At 52.8% G+C, this 18,740-nt stretch carries 13 protein-coding genes; 9 read left to right on the top strand and 4 right to left on the bottom strand.

Annotated elements, in window-relative coordinates:
• Positions 1–30: 30 nt before the first annotated feature.
• Positions 31–339, bottom strand: a complete 309-nt coding sequence (locus ACFE8Q_RS18490; RefSeq protein ID WP_375446910.1) for an isoamylase early set domain-containing protein — start codon at positions 337–339, stop codon at positions 31–33.
• Between the two features lie 385 nt (positions 340–724).
• On the opposite strand from ACFE8Q_RS18490, the gene ACFE8Q_RS18495 reads away from it, so the two are divergent.
• From ACFE8Q_RS18495 to ACFE8Q_RS18515, 5 genes are all read left to right on the top strand, one after another.
• Positions 725–3,817, top strand: coding sequence for a SusC/RagA family TonB-linked outer membrane protein (locus tag ACFE8Q_RS18495; RefSeq protein ID WP_375446911.1), 3,093 nt, complete (start codon positions 725–727; stop codon positions 3,815–3,817).
• Positions 3,818–3,959: 142 nt separating this feature from the next.
• On the top strand, positions 3,960–5,669 hold the full coding sequence (locus tag ACFE8Q_RS18500; protein WP_375446912.1) for a RagB/SusD family nutrient uptake outer membrane protein: 1,710 nt from the start codon (positions 3,960–3,962) through the stop codon (positions 5,667–5,669).
• Positions 5,670–6,100: 431 nt separating this feature from the next.
• Entirely contained in the window at positions 6,101–8,116 is a 2,016-nt protein-coding gene (gyrB, locus tag ACFE8Q_RS18505) for a DNA topoisomerase (ATP-hydrolyzing) subunit B (RefSeq protein WP_375446913.1), read from the top strand.
• Between the two features lie 134 nt (positions 8,117–8,250).
• Positions 8,251–10,593: a polyphosphate kinase 1 gene (ppk1, locus tag ACFE8Q_RS18510; protein WP_375446914.1), complete on the top strand. Its 2,343-nt coding sequence runs from the start codon at positions 8,251–8,253 to the stop codon at positions 10,591–10,593.
• Positions 10,594–10,616: 23 nt separating this feature from the next.
• Entirely contained in the window at positions 10,617–11,030 is a 414-nt protein-coding gene (locus ACFE8Q_RS18515; protein ID WP_375446915.1) for a Uma2 family endonuclease, read from the top strand.
• A 225-nt stretch (positions 11,031–11,255) separates the two neighbouring features.
• Here the strand turns inward: ACFE8Q_RS18515 and ACFE8Q_RS18520 are convergent, their stop codons facing one another.
• Positions 11,256–11,555, bottom strand: a complete 300-nt coding sequence (locus ACFE8Q_RS18520) for a DUF6429 family protein (protein ID WP_375446916.1) — start codon at positions 11,553–11,555, stop codon at positions 11,256–11,258.
• A 142-nt stretch (positions 11,556–11,697) separates the two neighbouring features.
• Between ACFE8Q_RS18520 and ACFE8Q_RS18525 the strand changes: the two genes are divergently transcribed.
• The 3 genes from ACFE8Q_RS18525 to ACFE8Q_RS18535 all read left to right on the top strand — a co-directional run bounded on the left by ACFE8Q_RS18525 (position 11,698) and on the right by ACFE8Q_RS18535 (position 15,265).
• Positions 11,698–12,936 (top strand): NupC/NupG family nucleoside CNT transporter, encoded by a 1,239-nt coding sequence (locus ACFE8Q_RS18525; RefSeq protein WP_375446917.1) that lies wholly within the window; start codon positions 11,698–11,700, stop codon positions 12,934–12,936.
• 106 nt (positions 12,937–13,042) lie between these two features.
• Complete coding sequence (locus ACFE8Q_RS18530; RefSeq protein ID WP_375446918.1) at positions 13,043–14,695, top strand: D-alanine--D-alanine ligase; 1,653 nt, start codon at positions 13,043–13,045, stop codon at positions 14,693–14,695.
• Positions 14,696–14,809: 114 nt separating this feature from the next.
• Positions 14,810–15,265, top strand: coding sequence for a hypothetical protein (locus ACFE8Q_RS18535; protein WP_375446919.1), 456 nt, complete (start codon positions 14,810–14,812; stop codon positions 15,263–15,265).
• Positions 15,266–15,325: 60 nt separating this feature from the next.
• On the opposite strand, the gene ACFE8Q_RS18540 is transcribed toward ACFE8Q_RS18535, so the two are convergent.
• Positions 15,326–15,562, bottom strand: a complete 237-nt coding sequence (locus ACFE8Q_RS18540; RefSeq protein ID WP_375446920.1) for a helix-turn-helix domain-containing protein — start codon at positions 15,560–15,562, stop codon at positions 15,326–15,328.
• Positions 15,563–15,567: 5 nt separating this feature from the next.
• The gene (locus tag ACFE8Q_RS18545) at positions 15,568–16,629 is read right to left on the bottom strand and encodes a DUF2975 domain-containing protein (protein WP_375446921.1); all 1,062 of its coding nucleotides are present in this window, start codon (positions 16,627–16,629) and stop codon (positions 15,568–15,570) included.
• Positions 16,630–16,803: 174 nt separating this feature from the next.
• Between ACFE8Q_RS18545 and ACFE8Q_RS18550 the strand changes: the two genes are divergently transcribed.
• Positions 16,804–18,564: a phospho-sugar mutase gene (locus ACFE8Q_RS18550; RefSeq protein ID WP_375446922.1), complete on the top strand. Its 1,761-nt coding sequence runs from the start codon at positions 16,804–16,806 to the stop codon at positions 18,562–18,564.
• The last annotated feature ends 176 nt before the right edge of the window (positions 18,565–18,740 follow it).

Here is an 18,740-nt window from a genome sequence, read left to right on the forward strand (position 1 = left end):
ACTCCGTGTCTTTGTGTTTAACCTTCTTTTCTACAATACAACAACCGAGTTTTCTTCGGTCGATACCGGGCTGGGTACGTACTTATCGGCGGCCCAGTCATTTGTCCAGGTTTCACCGTCGATAATGAAGCGGTATTGGTATTCGGTACCGATTGGCAGTTCGACCGTGGCTTTAAAAGACCCGTCTTTCTGCTTCTTCAGGGGCTGAGCATTTACGTCCCAATCATTGAAATCACCAACAAGCGATACCACTTTAGCACCGTTTACGGCCTCGGCAGGAAGTTCAAACGTTACTTTGGCAACAGGCTTACTTTTCAGGAACTGCTTTGCAATAGGCATATGATTTTGATTTGGTTGATAGTGCAAAATTATATTTCATAAATTTTAAAATGCTAATTTATAGCTAGTTACTACCGCATATTCTTTTTATAGTTCAATTTATTGTACACAACCTACCAATACTTATTCATTTCCACAACAAACATTCCCGTCCATTAAGTGACATTAAAACGTAATAAAGTAGCTACAACGGCACGTAAAACCGCTTTGTTTTCACGTAACAAAAATTTCGCCCGAATCTAAGAATAGAAACAAGCTGATCGTCAGCACTTCACAAAAATCATCTTTGTTTTCTCACCGGCCTTTCTCAATTTAACACAGTAATTCTACAGGTCAGCTTAACAGGTAGAGACCTACTTTTCACTAGTCAATCAAGTCAAACTTTATGAAAAAACGCATACTATTAACCTTACTGAGTTTGGTTTGCTGCTGGTCTGTCAGTTGGGCCCAACGAACTGTAACGGGTAAAGTCACAGACCAGAGCAACGGGCAAAGCCTGCCCGGGGTATCGGTGACCATCAAAGGCACCCAACGGGGCACGGTCACGTCGGCCGAAGGCACCTATTCACTCAGTGCAGACAACGCGGCCATTTTAGTGTTTAGTTTTATTGGGTACACCCCCGCTGAGGTGCCCGTTGGCACACGCGAAACGGTTAACCTGGCGCTCGAACCATCGAGCCGGAATCTGGATGAAGTGGTCGTTGTGGGCTACGGCACACAGAAACGCGCAACCCTGACCGGTGCCGTTACGCAGCTCCGTCGCGAAGACCTTGTGGTGCGGCAGGTAGCCACCGCCTCGAACCTGTTGCAGGGCCTGGCACCGGGTGTAACCGTCACCCAGCAATCGGGCCGACCGGGTGCTGATGGAGCCAACGTAACCATTCGGGGCATTGGTTCGCTGTATTCGGGCACCACTCCCCTGCTGGTGATCGACGGGGTTCAGCAACCACCCAATACGCTCGAAACGCTCAATAACATTGACCCCAATAACATAGAAAGTATCAGCCTGCTGAAAGATGCCGCCTCGACGGCTATTTACGGGGCGCGGGCGGCCAACGGTGTTATTGTGGTACGTACCCGGCGCGGCACTACCGAAGGTGTACAGATCGACTACAACGGCTTTGTATCGGGCCAGCAGGCAACGCGGCTACCCGAGCGAATTTCGGGCCTGGAACATATGCTGCTCAACAACCAGGCAGCCATTAACTCATCGGCAACGGCGCCGTTCAGCACCACGTTTATCGACGCGTACCGGAACAACCCGGCCGACAATTTCCGGTATTTCGATACCGATTGGCTCGGTGGCGTATTGAGCAACACCGGCCTGATGCAGAATCATAACCTGAACATCAGCGGTGGCTCTGAACGGATCAAGTTCTTCATGGCAGGTACGTACCTGAACCAGCAGGGCCTGACCCAGAACACGAGTTTCAAACGCTACGATCTGCGCTTCAATACCGACGTCAAGCTGACCAAAAACCTGACGTTTCAGGGTGATCTGATCTACACCAACAGCACCGAGATTCAACCCGGCGGCAGCACGGCTGAGTTCATTATCCGGCAGGCCATTGGCAGTCCGGCAACTGGGGCGGGGAAATTTTGTGATGGCCAATACGGTGACGCCGCACAAAGCAACTTCCGCAACCCGATTGGTCAGGCTGAGTCGAGTGGATTTAACCGGTTTCAACGGCCAAACACCATTCTACGGGCCAATTTTACCTACCGGCCGTTCTCCTTTATGGACGTTGAGGCGCAGTTCTCGAACAACAGCCGGGAATCGATTCAAAAGCGGTACATCAAAAATTACGCGGTCTATCGCCCTAATTTAACTACCAATGCACTGGACTTCGTGAACAATTACCCCGGCCAGAACTCCATTGCCGACGCCATTGGCCGGTCGCGGCTGAACAACTACCTTATCCAGGCAAATTTTTATAAAACGCTGGGGCGCAACGAGTTGAAATTACTGCTTGGTTTTCAGGCCGAAGATTTCATCACCGAATCGCTGGGCGCATCGCGAACGGATCTCCCTTCCGATCAGCCTTACCAGACTGTCGGAACGGCCAACCAGAGCAATAGCAGCAGCACGGCAGAATATGCGCTGGCAGCCGGTTTTGGCCGGTTCAATTACACGTTCGACGATAAGTACCTGCTGGAGGTAAACGGGCGTTACGATGGCTCATCCCGATTTTCGCAGGCCCAGGATCGGCAGTGGGGTTTTTTCCCGAGCGTATCGGCGGGTTGGGTCATTACGAAGGAAGCCTTCATGACCGGGCTAGCCAACGCCGTTACCTTCGCCAAACTACGGGGATCATACGGCAAACTGGGCAACCAGAATCTACCGGATGCCTTCTACCCGTTTGCCGCCAACTTCGCGCAGGGACAGAATTACTACTTCAACAACCGGCTCAACTTTGGCGTGGGACAAACCAACGCTGTGAACGACCAGATTACCTGGGAAACATCGACGCAGGCCAACGTTGGCCTGGACCTGACGCTGTTTAAAAACCTGAGCGTGACCCTCGACGTCTACCAGCGCACGATTAGTAACCTGCTGTTGGTCAAGCCAATTCCGAGTTTCACCGGTTTTAGTCCAGCTTATGTCAATGCCGGTTCGATGCGAAACAATGGGTGGGAGTTAAGTCTTTCTTACCGGAACCAGACGGCTAAAGGCCTGCGGTACAGTGTCACGGGCATGCTATCTGACGTTAAAAATCAGGTACTCGATCTGGCCGGTCAGGATATCATCGATGGTCGGAGCATCTCAACGCCGGGGTCGCCGCTTCGGTCGTACTACGGCTACCTGGCTGATGGTCTCTACCAGTCTAAAGAGCAGGTGGATGCCGATAATGCGCTGGATGGCAACGCCGCAACGCCTTATATCGCCGCCAATACGGCCGCTGGTGATATCCGGTATAAAGACATCAGCGGACCCAACGGCACACCCGACGGGAAAATCGATGGATTCGACCGGACAATCCTTGGTAACCCATTCCCTCGTTATTCGTACAGTCTGACCACCAATGTGGCCTGGAAAGGCTTCGACCTGAACGTATTTTTCCAGGGCGTTGGCCAGCGTGATTCGTACGTGAGTGGCACCGGGGCCTGGGCCTTCTACTCGGCTGATTTTATTTCGTCGGCCTTTGCCATTCACCGCGACGCCTGGACGCCCACCAACCCGAATGCAACGTACCCACGCCTCACCACCGATCAGGGTACGTTCAACTGGAAGGACTCAAATTACTGGGTACGTAATGCGGCTTACCTACGGCTGAAAAACGTGCAGCTAGGCTACACCCTGCCCGCATCGATCTCGAACAAGCTAAAGATTCGTTCGGCCCGCCTCTACGTCAGCGGTCAAAACCTGGCCACATTCACAAGCTTCCTGCAGGGTTTCGACCCCGAAAAGGAAGATCAAAATGGCGAGTTCTATCCCGTTATGCGCACCACAACCGTTGGCTTGAATCTACGATTTTAAAAATACCCCTCACCCCCACCCCTCTCCCCCTTCGGGAGAAGGGAGTCGCACTACAGCAGCTTCGCTGAAACGCATAGCTACGCTAAAGCGGCTCCCCTCTCCCAACATGAGAGAGGGGCTGGGGATGAGGGGTCACACACATATGAAAAAGACACTCATTATCGCTGCCTTCTCTGCCCTGCTGGGTTTGACGGGCTGCCAGGAATACCTTGACAAACAACCACTTGACACACCGGCGGCGGCTACTTATTTCAATAACGAAGCCGAAATGAATCTGGCTCTCACGGGGGTATACAACGTCAACTATTGGGTCGTTGGCAACGTACCTGTCCAGGTTTTCTACGACCTCTATACGGACATTGGCCTGGAGCGAACGGGCAGCATCGCATCGGGAAGTTTCGACGCTACCAACGGCTCGGTAGTGAGTTACTGGGGCTTTATGTACCAGACCGTCGCCCGCGCCAACGTGGTGATTCAGGGCATCGAACGCAATAAAGCGAACGTACCTGTGGCCACCTACAATCGCCTTCAGGGCGAGGCTAAGGTGCTGCGGGCCTGGGCCTATTATCACCTTATGGGCCTCTACGGCGACGTGCCGTTTTATACCGATCCACTCACTACCGACCAGTTCTATACCCTTGCCCGGACGGAGCGTAGTAAGATTGCCGATTTTCTGCTGACCGACCTTGACGATGCCGCTGCCAAACTCGATTGGGCATCCCGCGAGCGGGGGCGCGTAAACCGGGGCGTGGCGCTCGGGTTACAGTCGAAAATAGCGTTGCTGCTTGGCCGGTATCAGGTCGCCGCCGATGCGGCCAAGAAGGTGATAGATGGCGCGTATTATGGACTGAATCCGAACTTCTCCGCGCTGTTTACGCTGGCTGGGCAACAGGCGAATGCGGGGCGCGAAATTATGTTTGAACTGGTGCTGCCCACCGACGCGGCTTTTCCCGTATCCTACATCGCGCTGGGGCAGGGGTCACGCACCCTGTCGGGTCAATCGGGGCGTTTTCCGTTGCAGGCACTGGTCGATAAGTTTGAAACGATCGACGGTAAACGCATTGACGAATCGACGATTTATAACCCGGCCCGGCCCCGCGAAAAGCGCGATCCACGCCTGAAATTTACCGTTTCTATCGATGGCGATACCATTACCGCCACGGCCAGTAGCACCCGTCGCCGGGCGGTTTTCAATGTGTACGATGCCACTACGCCCGTGTTCAATTTCAACACAGGTACGTATGCATCGGGCACCAATGTAGACCTGACCAACGCCTTTGGCCCCGTTCTGAACGGTGTGGGCTTGCTTTGGGCCAAATTCACGCTGGATGATGCGCAGGATATGTTCACGGCCAAAACCGGTTTTACGTACATGCGCTACGCTGAAATTCTGCTGACGTATGCCGAGGCGAAAATTGAGCAGAACCAGATCGATGCGTCGGTGCTGGCCGCCATGAATGCCGTCAGGAAACGGGCTGGCATGCCCAACGTTGATCCGGCCATCAGCACGAATCAACAGAAAATGAGGCAGTTGATTCGGCGCGAAAAAGTGGTTGAACTGGCCAACGAGGGCATTCACCTGTTTGATATGCGCCGCTGGAACACCGGCAAGCTGAGCATGAATACCCTGGTATATGGTGCTTCGAAGACCCGCGCTCAACCGGCTCCGGTTCCATCTTTTGGCGCACCCGGCAGCGAAACCGATCTGAATGATATCCCGAATTATACGGCGGGTGATGCGCTGCGATTCAAACGGGAGCAACGTACCTACATCGACCGTAATAATCTGTTTCCCATTCCTCAGCGAGAACGGGATATCAACAAAACACTAACTCAAAATCAGGGCTGGTAACGTAGCTGATATAGGGCATTTACGAACAGGACATCTTACAATAAAGGAAGCCTGTCCAAGCGTTATTCTGGCAACGTTTGGTTGGTAAAAACAATACGTAACGTAGAAAAGCGAACAGGGAAACCGGTTCGCTTTTTTCATGCAGGTACGTTGTGGAACAGCCCCTATACGCAACACAGGCTTTTCGGCATTCGTTAGTCTCTTGTGCAGACGGGACGTAAACAGGCCAATTTAGACCCTCTAGTTACGTCTGCCGAACGAACGGTTTACGTTCCATGAAAAACTTCACTTTAGGAAGACATAGCTTGATATTTCGCTGGGAAATGATCTATATTTTTTGTATTTTTACAAGCTAGATACAGGCAGGCAAAATGCCCGTTTTCGGCTTTACCGGGACCCGCTTTTTCGCTACAAACACATTCAAATACCGCATGACAAACGACGCTGTTGACACCGAAATGGAGGAAGAAGTTGCCAATCCCAATGGCCAGTATGGTTCCGATAACATCCAGGTACTCGAAGGCCTTGAGGCCGTTCGGAAACGCCCGGCAATGTACATCGGCGACGTAGGCGTTAAAGGCCTGCACCACCTTATTTGGGAGGTTGTCGATAACTCCATCGATGAGGCTATGGCTGGTTACTGCGACACCATCCAGGTCACCATCAACCCCGATAATTCAATTACAGTTAGAGATAATGGCCGGGGTATTCCGGTTGGTTTTAACAAACAAACCGGCCGTAACTCGCTCGAAGTAGTAATGACCGTGCTTCACGCCGGTGGTAAATTCGACAAAGACACCTACAAAGTATCGGGCGGTCTGCATGGCGTGGGTGTATCCTGCGTAAATGCCCTGTCGACGATGCTTCGCGTGGAAGTACACCGCGATGGCAAAGCCTATGACCAAACCTACAACATTGGCAAGCCGCAGTACGAAGTGCGCGAGATTGGCACTGCGACGGATACCGGAACGACCGTTCATTTTAAGCCCGACGAATCCATCTTCACCGAAACCACAGTGTATCGGTTTGATACCGTGGCGGGTCGTCTGCGCGAATTGGCCTACCTGAATAAAGGCATCCGCATCTCGCTGACCGATCTGCGCGAACTTGATGAGCAGGGTAACCCGCTGTTTACGGCTGACTTCCATTCGCAGGGAGGCCTGAGCGAGTTTGTAAAATACCTCGATGAGTCCCGGCAGTCGCTCGATAACATGGCACCGATCTACATCGAGAACGAAAAATACACGACGCCCGTACAGGTAGCCATGCTCTATAATATGGAAGCGGGCGAGAACGTACAGTCGTATGTGAACAACATCAACACCCACGAAGGCGGTACCCACGTACAGGGCTTTCGCTCGGCCATTACGCGGGTATTTGGCCGATACCTGGAGAAGAACCCGGGGCTGATTCCGAAGAACTCAAGCAAGGTTAAATTTGAAGGCGGAGACTTCCGTAAGGGTCTGACCGCCGTGATCTCGGTGAAAGTACAGGAGCCCCAGTTTGAGGGCCAGACCAAAGGCAAACTGGGCAACCAGGATGTGGTAAGTGCGGTGAGTCAGGCGGTGGGCGAGACACTGGAAATGTGGCTCGAAGAAAACCCCAAGATCGCGCAGGCCATTGTTCGGAAAGTGTTGATCTCGGCCCAGGCTCGTATTGCCGCTGACCTGGCCTACTCGCGCATCATGACCGACCGGAAAGACTTCATGGGCGGCATGGGTCTACCGGGTAAACTAGCCGACTGTTCGGATACTGATCCACGGGTGTGCGAACTGTATCTGGTGGAAGGTGACTCGGCCGGTGGTTCGGCCAAGCAGGGCCGCAACCGGGCTTATCAGGCCATTCTGCCACTTCGGGGTAAGATCCTGAACGTGGAGAAAGCCATGGAGCATAAGATCTACGAAAACGAAGAGATCAAGAACATCTGGACGGCCCTTGGGGTACGTCTGGAAAAGAATAAAGAAACGGGCGAAACCGAGATGAACCTCGAAAAGCTTCGGTACCATAAGATCATTATTATGACCGATGCCGACGTTGACGGAAGCCACATCAGGACGCTGCTGCTCACGTTGTTCTTCCGTAACATGCGCGCCCTGATCGAGAATGGGTATCTGTACATTGCTCAACCACCTTTTTACCTGGTGAAGAAAGGCAAAGAGCAACGCTATTGCTGGACAGAGGCCCAACGCGAAACGGCCGTGCGCGAACTGGCTGGTAGTGGCCGCGAAGAAGCCGTGAACATTCAGCGATACAAGGGATTAGGCGAGATGAACGCCGAACAACTCTGGGAAACCACAATGGACCCTACCTCGCGCAGCCTGAAACGAGTAACCATCGAATCAGCCGCCGACGCCGACCATGTGTTCTCGATGCTGATGGGCGATGAAGTGCCACCCCGCCGTGACTTTATCGAACGAAATGCGAAATACGCCAAAGTAGACGTTTAGCAAAAAAACCGGGTCGAAAGGCCCGGTTTTTTGTTACGTAACAAAAAGGTAACAGGCACAAGGTGACGAAATTATCAGATTCGTACGTTGCCTGTTTAGCCTATTTTTGCACCGACTACCTTTTCTATTGATTTATGCGTAATTCCGACCAACCACAACGCGGCCGTAACCTGATCGGCCACCTAGTCTCCCGCCTCACCAGCCGCCCGGTTGCATCTGACCCCGGCAGCAACCTGAGCCCGGCGAAGTCGGCTGAGCGTGTCAGCACATTAATTGAACAAAGCGATTATATCAGCCGCGATTTGAGCTGGCTGAAGTTCAATGAGCGCGTGCTCGATCAGGCGCGGAACCCGAATCGGACGCTGATGGAACGGCTCAAGTTTTTGGCCATCACGGACTCGAATGCCGATGAATTTTTCAGCATCCGGGTGGGTAGCCTGTACAATTATCTGGATTACCATAAAGAGCGGGTCGACTACTCAGGACTACGCGAAGGGCCGTTCAAGAAAGCCCTGTTTCGGGCCATGCAGCAGTTCAATCTCGACCAGCAGACGGTATTTACCGAACAGCTCTTGCCGCTGTTTGCCGAAAATGGCCTGGCGCTGGCCAACTATTCCGATCTGACCGAAGACGAAAAAGCACACGCGGCCAGCTACTTCGACCGGACGATTTTCCCGACGCTGACTCCGATGTTGTATGACTATACCCATACGTTCCCGGTGCTGCTGGCCAAGGTCCTCATCTTCGGCGTAGTAACATTCACCCCCACCGGTGATTTCCGTGACCTGACGCCCGACGATGACAGTGATAATCACCGGCTTTCGTTCGTACAGATTCCGGCCAATCTGCCCCGGTTCATGACCTTCGAGCGCGACGAAGCCATCGTGTTTCTGCCCATCGAAGAAATTGTCCGTCAGCACCTGAGCAAGCTGTATCGCAACGTCGAAATTTCGTCGGTGAACATGTTCCGTATCTCTCGAAATGGTGATTTTACGCTGGAAGAGAATGACGATGTGGAAGCTGATTTTCTGGACGAGATCAAACAGAAGATCAAAAATCGCCGGTTAGGCCGCGTAGTGCGGGTCGAAATCGAAGCCGGTCAGATCGAATCGCCTGCCTCGGCCTGGATGATCAGCCTGCTGAAAAAACGCTGGGAAATCGACGATACGAACCTGTTCGAAGCCACGTCGCTGATCGACTTCACCAGCCTGTGGCAGATCATCCGGCATCCTGAATTTAAGAACGACATGCCTGCCCCGCTCCCACCGGTGCCCCCCGTTGGCCTGGAGCGCGACAAGATCAACGACATTTTTGAAGCCATTCGGGAACGTGATATTCTGCTGCATCACCCGTACAACAACTTCGAGCCGGTCCTGCAACTGCTGGAGCAAGCCGCCGAAGACCCGAACGTGCTGGCTATAAAACTCACCGTGTATCGACTGGCCAAACGGTCACGCATTACGGAAGCGCTGCTGAAAGCCGCCGAAAATGGCAAACACGTATCGGTGTTATTTGAAGTAAAAGCGCGGTTCGACGAAGAGAATAACATCCGCGAAGCGCAACGACTGCAAAAAGCGGGCTGCTTCGTCATCTACGGAATCAGCCGATTCAAGACGCACACAAAACTGTTGCTGGTGGTCAGAAATGAAGGTAGCCGGGTAGTTCGTTACGCGCATTTGTCGAGTGGCAACTACAACGAAGACACCGCCCGGATGTATACCGACATTGGCCTGCTAACGACCAATGAAACGTATACCAGCGACATATCCGAGTTTTTCAACGTCATCACCGGCCATTCGTTACCCAGCGGGTACCAATACCTGATCACCGCCCCGCGCGACATGCGCAACCAGTTGATCGATCTGATTAGGGCCGAAGCTGACCTTGCCCGGCGCGGACTGCCGAGTGGTATCTGCATCAAGATCAACTCGGTAGAAGACAAAACGGTGATTGATGAATTGTATGCGGCTTCTAAAGCGGGCGTACCCATTCGATTGATCGTCAGAGGCATATGCTGTTTACGACCGGGGCGGAAAGACCTCAGCGAAAACATCACGGTTCGTTCTATCGTGGGTAACTACCTGGAACACACGCGTTTGTTCTATTTCCATAATGCTGGTGAGCCAAAGATATACGGCGGCAGCGCAGATGCAATGGTCCGTTCATTCGACCGGCGGATCGAGTCGCTGTTCTACCTGGCCGATGTCCGGGTACGTCAGCAGGCAATTATGATCCTGGAATACAACCTGCGCGATACGGTAAATGCCTACGAATTGCAGGAAGATGGGACGTACCTGAAGTGCGAGACGGCCGAAGGTGTTGAACCATTTGATATGCAGGTAGCCTTTTTCAACATCAGCGAGGCCGATGTCATGCAGGCCCGTCTTTTCGACGATACCGTTGAGATACCCGCCGACGCCGACGACGTACCTGCCGATATGACCGAAGGCTCGGAACGCACGATCGCCACGATTTGACAAAAATCGGATAAATTGCCCTCATGGAAACGGTACGTGTGCATTTCACGGAAGACCTGCGAATGAACGATGATGAGTTCTTCCGTTTCTGTCAGGGCAATCCACATTTGCGTTTTGAACGCTGTAAAAACGGTGATATCATCTTTATAAGTTTAACGGGCGGCGAAACGGGCAACCGGAATTTTGAGCTAAACATTGATTTTGGCCTTTGGAACCGTCAGTCGAAATGGGGCTATTTCTTCGATTCGTCTACGGCTTTTCGGCTCTCTGATACGTCAGTGATGTCCCCCGATGTAGCAGGGGTACGCAAGGATCGCTGGGAGGCCCTGACCGACAAAGAACGCCGCCGTTTCGTGCCGCTATGCCCCGATTTCGTGCTTGAGCTCCTTTCCCCTTCCGACCTACTAGCCGATGCTCAGCAAAAAATGGGCGATTAGATGGCCAACGGCTGTCAATTAGGCTGGCTTATCGACCCCGGGAAGAAAACAGCTTATGTCTATCAGGCTGGCCACGATGTTAGTATGCATCAGACTATTCAGTCTCTGTCAGGCGAATCTATCTTAGTAGGTTTCACGCTGGATGTAGCTCAGTTGTAGTACTATAACGCGGATTTCAGTCCGCATGCCAGTAGTGAGCATGCGGACTGAAATCCGCGTTACAGTTTACACCATCCGTTCGGCGGTGACGGTAAATTCTTTGCCGAGCAGGCGCTTCAGAATCTCCTGCGCGCGGGCTTCGCCTGCCTCCGTAATCTGCACCGATTTATTCCGGCGGTTACCGTCTGTATAGTGCTTGGCGGCCAGGGCGTCGAGCGAGTCGAAGCTGTGGCCTTTCCAGTTGGTAAGCGATTTACCCAGTGAATACCCGTTTTCGTCGGTTACTTCCTGCCGCCAGGCAGTCAGATACAGCACGGCAAGGGTTAAATCTTCAATATCTTCAGGAGTGATGTCGTTGGTTTGCATACTAGTGAGTCGAAAGGGAACCGACGGCTATCGCCGTTTCCAGCCACGAAGGTAATAGCTGGGAGGCTGGAAAGGGGCGTTTTTTCGTACCTTCGTCCGCTAACATCAGTAAGAACCATTTTTCTGCACCGTACCTGACCGCATGGAGCGTTTCACCGGATTACTCGGGATTGTCCTGATTTTGGGCATCGCCTTCGCGATGTCGAACAACCGTAAAGCCATTAATTATCGAACAGTAGGTGTAGGACTGGCCCTTCAATTTGGCCTCGCTGTTTTTGTTCTTAAAACCGATCTCGGGCAAAACGTCTTCAATTACCTCGGCTTTCTGGTAAACAAGACACTGGAAAACGCCGACAAAGGGGCGGCATTCGTTTTTGGCTCCCTGGTAAACCGGGATGTACTCTCCCGGGCGTTTGGTAACGGCAACGACTTCATTTTCTTCTTTAAGGTCATTCCAACTATCATTTTTGTCGCGGTGCTGGTCAATATCTTCTACCACCTGGGCATCATGCAGCGCATCGTGGCGATGATGGCACGGGTGATGAAATGGCTGATGGGCGTGAGTGGTGCCGAGGCGCTTTCCAACGTTGCCAGTACGTTTGTGGGGCAGGTAGAGGCGCAGATCATGATTAAACCGTACCTGTCGACGATGACCAATTCGGAGTTGCTGGCGTCGATGGCGGGTAGTTTTGCCTGTATTGCGGGTGGCGTTCTGGCGGTTTACATTTCGCTGGGCGTTCCGGCTCCGTATCTGCTGGCCGCCAGTATTATGGCCGCACCGGGTGCGCTGGTGATCTCAAAAATCGTCTTCCCCGAAACAGAAGTTTCCAGCACGCAGGGCGTTGTGAACATCGAGATCAAAAAGGTTCACGCCAACCTGGTCGATGCCATTGCCAGCGGAGCCAGCGAAGGGCTGAAAGTAGGGCTTAATGTGGTGGCCATGCTGATCGGTTTTATCGCCCTGATCTCCCTGATCGACATGCTGCTGGGCAAAGCAGGCAGCCTTGCCGGTTTCCCGGTCCTAAGCCTGAATTACCTGCTTGGTAAACTTTTCTCGGTATTTGCCTGGGCAATGGGCGTTCCCGGTAAAGATATTGAAGCGGCGGGTGCGCTGATGGGCACCAAAATGGTGGTCAATGAATTTGTCGCCTACATTGAACTGGTAAAAATCAAGCCAACGCTGGACCCAAAAACGATTGCCATCACCAGCTTCGCCCTTTGCGGATTTGCCAATTTTTCATCCATCGCCATCCAGATTGGCGGTATTGGTGAATTAGCGCCCAGCCGCCGTAAAGACCTGGCCAAACTCGGTTTCAAAGCCTTAATCTGCGGCACCTTAGCCAGCTACATGTCTGCCACCCTGGCGGGACTACTTCTTTAAGTTTAAAAGTCCTCTGTTTTCCGTCTTCTGTTGCGCTGCTCAGGTACGTTGTTTCCAGTATGCAGCGCAACAGAAGACGGAAAACAGAGGACACACCAACTCTTTTATGCGTATCGGTATATTCTTTGGTGGCCCCTCGCGGGAGCGCGACGTGTCATTTGCCGGCGGGCGAACCGCACTGGCCAACCTGAATAAAGCCCTGTTCGACCCTGTACTGGTGTTTGTCAGCGGCTGGGGACGGTTTTACATCGTTGAACCCGACTTTCTGGAAAACGCCTCTATTCGGGCTGCTTTGCCAGAACAGGATGGTTTCTCTGTGTATGACGAATCGTTGGAAGAGGAAGACGTCATTGCGGGCGAACAGGTTGAACCCGACTGGTTTGAAGATTATTTCGACATGGCGTTTCTGGCCATGCATGGGCCCGACTGCGAAGATGGAGCTATTCAGGGGCTGCTCGAGTGGCACAAGATGCCGTATACCGGACCGGGTATTCTGGGCTCAGGATTGGGCATCAACAAGATCCTGCAAAACAACCTGATTGCCCTGGTCAACGGGCAACAGAAGAAAACGGCAACAGTCACCCGCGACGCCTGGAAGCAGGCTGATCAGGAAGCTTTTTTCGACTCCTTAGTGAATCACCTCGGTTTACCGGTCGTGGTTAAGGCACCACATCAGGGCTCGTCGATCGGCGTTGCCATTGTGCGCGAACACGACCTGAGTATGTTCCAGCGCGCCGTGGGGCAATGCTTCTTTACTACTACGCTTAATCTGGCCGATTGGGCGGCGATGGACGAACAGACAAAGCACGACTACGCGCAGCGAACCGCGACTCTAAGCTCGGCCGTGGGCTACCCGCTCATCATTGAGAACACGGGTGAATATGCCATGCACCCCGCCGATCTGATCGAAAAGCTGGACGACGAAGCCGATGAAGATGCTGACCGAATTTTCACGCTCGCCTCAGTGAATGCCGAAGATGAGCTGCTTTTCGAAGAATTCATTACCGGGCAGGAGTTTTCATGCGGCGTTATTCAGGACGACGACGGCCTGGCGGTGGCCCTCCCTCCCACCGAAATTTACAATGCCGAAGCATTCGACTACGAAACCAAGTACCTGAACAGCGTCGCCAAGAAACGGATTCCGGTTGGCACCAGTTTGGAAAACAACCGGGCCATTCAGGTTGGTATCGAACAGCTATTTACGAAACTGGGCATCAACGTGTACTCGCGCATCGACGGCTTCCTGACGCCCGAAGGACCGAATGGAGAAGCGCAGCGTATTCTGTTTCACGACCCGAACACCATTCCGGGCATGTCGCCAACATCGCTGATTTTCAAGCAGATGGCCGAGATCGGCATGAACCTGAGCGATTCGCTAACGTACCTGATCCGGCAGTCGCTGCGGGAACGGATTCGGACAGGAAAAGATACGCACCGACTGAAACAGATGCTGACTGATCTCGATGCTAAACTGGCTGCGCGCAAAACGGCCGACTTACCAGTACAAGTGATTCATTTCGGTCCGTCGGATGATGAGTGGAACCGGGGCAAATCGGAATACAACGCCGCCGCTGCCCTGGCTGAAACCCGGCCGGAACTGGTCTATCTAAAATCGAAGGTTGAAAACTACGAAGTGCCGGTCCACTTCCTGTTCAAGGATACGCTTGCCGACCTCGAAGAAGCCCTGACCTCGCCCCGCCATCCGCTCCTGATCGAAACGCAGGAACGCGCCCGCCACATTACCGAGCGTTACTTGTAGTAAATCCTGGATTGCCTGTTGATGTAGTGGAGTGCTGACACACAGCCCTGCCAAAGGCGTCAGCACTCCACTACATCAACAGGCAATAAACATACATTCACCTTTACAGTCTCAATGGACTCGCTGCTCAAAAAGCTAAATCTCGTTAATCAGCAACAGGGCCTGTTGCTGAACGTACCTACCGAATTGAGCGACCTGACGGCCGCCTTTACGGAACGTCTCGCTGTGGCTACCCAGCCTGAAGACCTGCTAAAGGCTGACTTCGTGATGGCTTTTGTTCAAACGTTGGCGCAGGTAGAGCAGGTAGCCGCCTGGGTGGCCACCCGTACCGAGGGCGACGCGGTGGTGTGGATGGTGTATCCAAAGCAGTCGTCTAAAAATTACCGCTGCGACTTCAATCGCGATGCTGGCTGGGCATCGCTCGGAGCAGCCGGATTTGAGCCCGTACGCATGGTGGCCGTCAACGCCGACTGGTCGGCGTTGCGGTTCCGGCGGGCTGCGTTTATCAAGACAATGACCCGGTCCAGGACCATCTCGGAAGAAGGAAAAAGCCGCATGGGCGTTGCCTGATCAATGCCGGTGACCATCAACTGACGAACCGCTTCCCTGCTGCCAGGCATTCGCACGCGCTCACTCGCTTTCCACAGGTTGCTTTTTCATTGCGTCAGGTACGTATTCGAGCAGGTCGCCGGGCTGACAATCAAGGGCGTGGCAAAGTGCTTCGAGGGTGCTGAACCGGATGGCTTTGGCTTTCCCCGTTTTCAGAATAGACAGGTTGGCCAGAGTTAGGTCAACCTTTTCGGCGAGTTCAGTGAGCGACATTTTGCGCCGCGCCATCATCACATCAACGTTTACAATTATAGGCATGATGATCAGATGGTTAGTTCGTTTTCCTGTTGTAGTTGCGTGCCATACCGGAAAATCTGAGCAAAGACAAGCAACACTAAGCCCGCCCATAGCCACAGCCAGTGATCGGGTCCGCTCCATACCCACTGAGCATATGATAGGTAGCCCTGCTTTTTCAGGTACTGTTGTGCAACAATGGGCTGAAACACGTCGATCGCGTTTTCCAGAACGAACCCACCAATAAATAGCCAGCCGCTCTGTTGTACCCGCTGGGCAATTCGTTTGCCAAAAAACTCCCCATTGAGCAGATCGGCAAATATCTCACGGAACCAGTGGGTCATCAGCATAAGCATGGCAACATAAAACAAACCCCAGCCTGAACTGATGAGCAGCAGTGGCCAGATAAACGAGTTCAGATCAGACCAGCGGAAGATAGATGCCCGTAACACGAAAGGGAGCCGCTTATCCAGGTTCTGTTGCAGGTACGTATAGGGCTTGTAGGCGAGAATCCGTTGCCACTGTTGAGGTAGTTGAGGCTGGTAACGGGCTTTGGGCCAAACCTCACCTTGTAGCGGAATGGTTACTGACCAGGCAAAGCCCGAAGACCAGCCCGGCTGTATGATCCAGCGGTCGGGCATACGGACGATCCGTGTCCCTGGGTCGACAGCCTGGATAGAGTCGACCTGCCGGTTTAGTTTGTGTTGATAAGCGACGGCCCTTTGATGAGTCACAACAGGTATATTATCGCTCTTTTTCGGCTGTAACAACCGTTTGAGGCTGTCCAGGCGCAGGCGGTAGATCTTCCGCTGGTTTTCACCGTAATAAATGATAACGCTATCTCGCCGTTCGGCCTGGCTAATCAGTTGCCCCTGCGTGTCGGTAGTGGCCATGCTAAAACCGTGACCACTGCTAGAGCCAGTTCTCAAGGTAGTATCATACTCAACCTGCTGGCGGCGCGACGAGGAATAAGTCTGCCCGGTAATCATCAGCGGAATGACGACAAAAGACAGAAAAATAAAGGCACCTTCCAGATAAAGGAGAAAACTGCTGATACGGTACAGCCAACGGATAAGTCGAATGTTTTTCATACAGGTAAATTTTAAACAAACAACAATAAATATTTATTGATAAACAATAATTTTTTACTGTATATCAAAATTCATAGCGAGAAACGCAGGTACGTTATCCAATGCATTGCAGTACATTGACCAACAACGTAACTTCGCCCTCACAAAACCAGTTTTTACCTTTTCAGACGTGATATGACGACGCAACAACTTGACGCCACGACCCAACAGAATGTTGATACCTGGCTCAATGGCTCTTACGATGCCGATACCAAAGCCAGCATCCAGCACCTGCTCGATAGTGGCAACACAACCGAACTGACCGACTCGTTTTACCGCAGCCTTGAGTTTGGAACGGGTGGATTGCGTGGGGTGATCGGCGTGGGGTCGAACCGCATGAATCGCTACACCGTTGGCGCGGCTACGCAGGGGTTTGCCAACTACCTGAACAAGTCGTTTGCCGGTGAGGATATTAGCGTAGCCATTGCGCATGATAGCCGCCGGATGAGCCCGGAGTTTGCCCGGATTGCGGCTGATATTTTTTCGGCCAACAACATCAAAGTCTATTTATTCTCGGCGCTTCGCCCAACGCCCGAATTGTCATTTGCCATTCGGCAACTGGGTTGTCAGGGGGGCGTGGTGGTTACGGCCTCGCACAACCCGCCCGAATATAACGGCTATAAAGTGTACTGGAATGATGGCTCGCAGGTTGTTTCGCCGCATGACAAAAATATTGTCGATGAGGTAAGCGCGATTTCGAGCGTCGATGATATTAAGTTCGACGGTGTTGAGACGAAGATTCAGCTCATCGACGAGGAGATCGACGCGCCTTATATCGAACGGGTAAAATCAAACGCCGTAAACCCCGACGTGATTGCCCGTCAGGCCGACCTGAACATCGTGTACACACCAATTCACGGAACCGGTATTACGCTGGTACCCCGTGCGCTGGAAGCACTCGGCTTTACCAACGTAAGCGTGGTGGAAGCGCAGGCCCAGCCCGACGGCAATTTCCCGACGGTGAAATCGCCCAACCCGGAAGAGCGGGCAGCCATGCAAATGGCCCTCGATCAGGCACAGGCGCAGAACGCTGACCTGATCATCGCCACTGACCCCGACGCCGACCGCGTGGGTGCTGGGGCACGAAACCACCACGGCGAATTTGAGTTGCTGAACGGCAACCAGATGGCCAGCCTCATCATTTTCTACCTGCTCCGGGCCTGGAAAGATGCGGGCAAGCTAACAGGGAACGAGTTCATTGCGAAGACCATCGTCACCACCGACCTGATCGATAAACTGTGTGAGCAGTACGGCGTTACGTGTTATAACACGCTGACGGGCTTTAAATACATTGCGCAGGTCATCCGCGAACTGGAAGGCAAGCAGCAGTTTATTGGTGGCGGCGAAGAAAGCTACGGTTACCTGATCGGCGATTTTGTGCGCGATAAAGACGCCATTGCCTCCTGCACCATGATTGCCGAACTGACCGCCGACGCTAAAGACAAGGGCTTAAGCCTGTTCGATCTGTTGATGGAAATGTATCAGCAAACGGGCTTTTACTACGAGGCGCTGGTTTCGCTGACGAAGAAAGGGAAAGCGGGTGCCGAAGAAATTCAGCAGATGATGGCCGATTTCCGCGCCAATCCGCCCAAAGAAATCGCAGGATCGCCGGTTGTTCGCGTGGATGATTACGACGCCCTGACCCGGCTCGACATGGCTTCTGGGCAGACTACGCAGATCGAGTCAGGTACGTTAGGTATCGAATCGTCGAACGTGCTTCAGATCTTCACCGCCGATGGCACGAAGGTATCGGCCCGCCCATCGGGTACCGAGCCAAAGATCAAGTTCTACGTGAGCGTGAACGAACCGCTCCCAAACAAGGAGGCTTTTGACGACACCTACGCCGCGCTAAAAGCGAAAGTGCAACGGGTAGTTGATGAATTGAACTTAAAGTAATAGGTTTCAGGGTTAAAGGTTTAATGGCCAACGTGCTCCGCTCATAAACAAGTCTCGATGGGCGGGGCACGTTGGCCATTAAACCTTGACCTTCAGTTATTTCAGTGTTACACTATTGCTATCTCGGATGAGTTGGATGTAGCCTTTGGTCTGCTGCTGAAGACCACCCCGGCTCA

The sequence above is a fragment of the uncultured Fibrella sp. genome (assembly GCF_964250085.1).
Lineage (GTDB): Bacteria > Bacteroidota > Bacteroidia > Cytophagales > Spirosomataceae > Fibrella.

What these genes read in the sequence shown, in the direction of transcription:
- ppk1 (WP_375446914.1), top strand. Translation starts at nt 8,251, where the DNA reads ATGCGTAATTCCGACCAACCACAACGCGGCCGTAACCTGATCGGCCAC.
- ACFE8Q_RS18535 (WP_375446919.1), top strand. Translation starts at nt 14,810, where the DNA reads ATGGACTCGCTGCTCAAAAAGCTAAATCTCGTTAATCAGCAACAGGGC.
- gyrB (WP_375446913.1), top strand. Translation starts at nt 6,101, where the DNA reads ATGACAAACGACGCTGTTGACACCGAAATGGAGGAAGAAGTTGCCAAT.
- ACFE8Q_RS18490 (WP_375446910.1), bottom strand. Translation starts at nt 339, where the DNA reads ATGCCTATTGCAAAGCAGTTCCTGAAAAGTAAGCCTGTTGCCAAAGTA.
- ACFE8Q_RS18500 (WP_375446912.1), top strand. Translation starts at nt 3,960, where the DNA reads ATGAAAAAGACACTCATTATCGCTGCCTTCTCTGCCCTGCTGGGTTTG.
- ACFE8Q_RS18545 (WP_375446921.1), bottom strand. Translation starts at nt 16,629, where the DNA reads ATGAAAAACATTCGACTTATCCGTTGGCTGTACCGTATCAGCAGTTTT.
- ACFE8Q_RS18515 (WP_375446915.1), top strand. Translation starts at nt 10,617, where the DNA reads ATGGAAACGGTACGTGTGCATTTCACGGAAGACCTGCGAATGAACGAT.
- ACFE8Q_RS18550 (WP_375446922.1), top strand. Translation starts at nt 16,804, where the DNA reads ATGACGACGCAACAACTTGACGCCACGACCCAACAGAATGTTGATACC.
- ACFE8Q_RS18525 (WP_375446917.1), top strand. Translation starts at nt 11,698, where the DNA reads ATGGAGCGTTTCACCGGATTACTCGGGATTGTCCTGATTTTGGGCATC.
- ACFE8Q_RS18495 (WP_375446911.1), top strand. Translation starts at nt 725, where the DNA reads ATGAAAAAACGCATACTATTAACCTTACTGAGTTTGGTTTGCTGCTGG.
- ACFE8Q_RS18520 (WP_375446916.1), bottom strand. Translation starts at nt 11,555, where the DNA reads ATGCAAACCAACGACATCACTCCTGAAGATATTGAAGATTTAACCCTT.
- ACFE8Q_RS18530 (WP_375446918.1), top strand. Translation starts at nt 13,043, where the DNA reads ATGCGTATCGGTATATTCTTTGGTGGCCCCTCGCGGGAGCGCGACGTG.
- ACFE8Q_RS18540 (WP_375446920.1), bottom strand. Translation starts at nt 15,562, where the DNA reads ATGCCTATAATTGTAAACGTTGATGTGATGATGGCGCGGCGCAAAATG.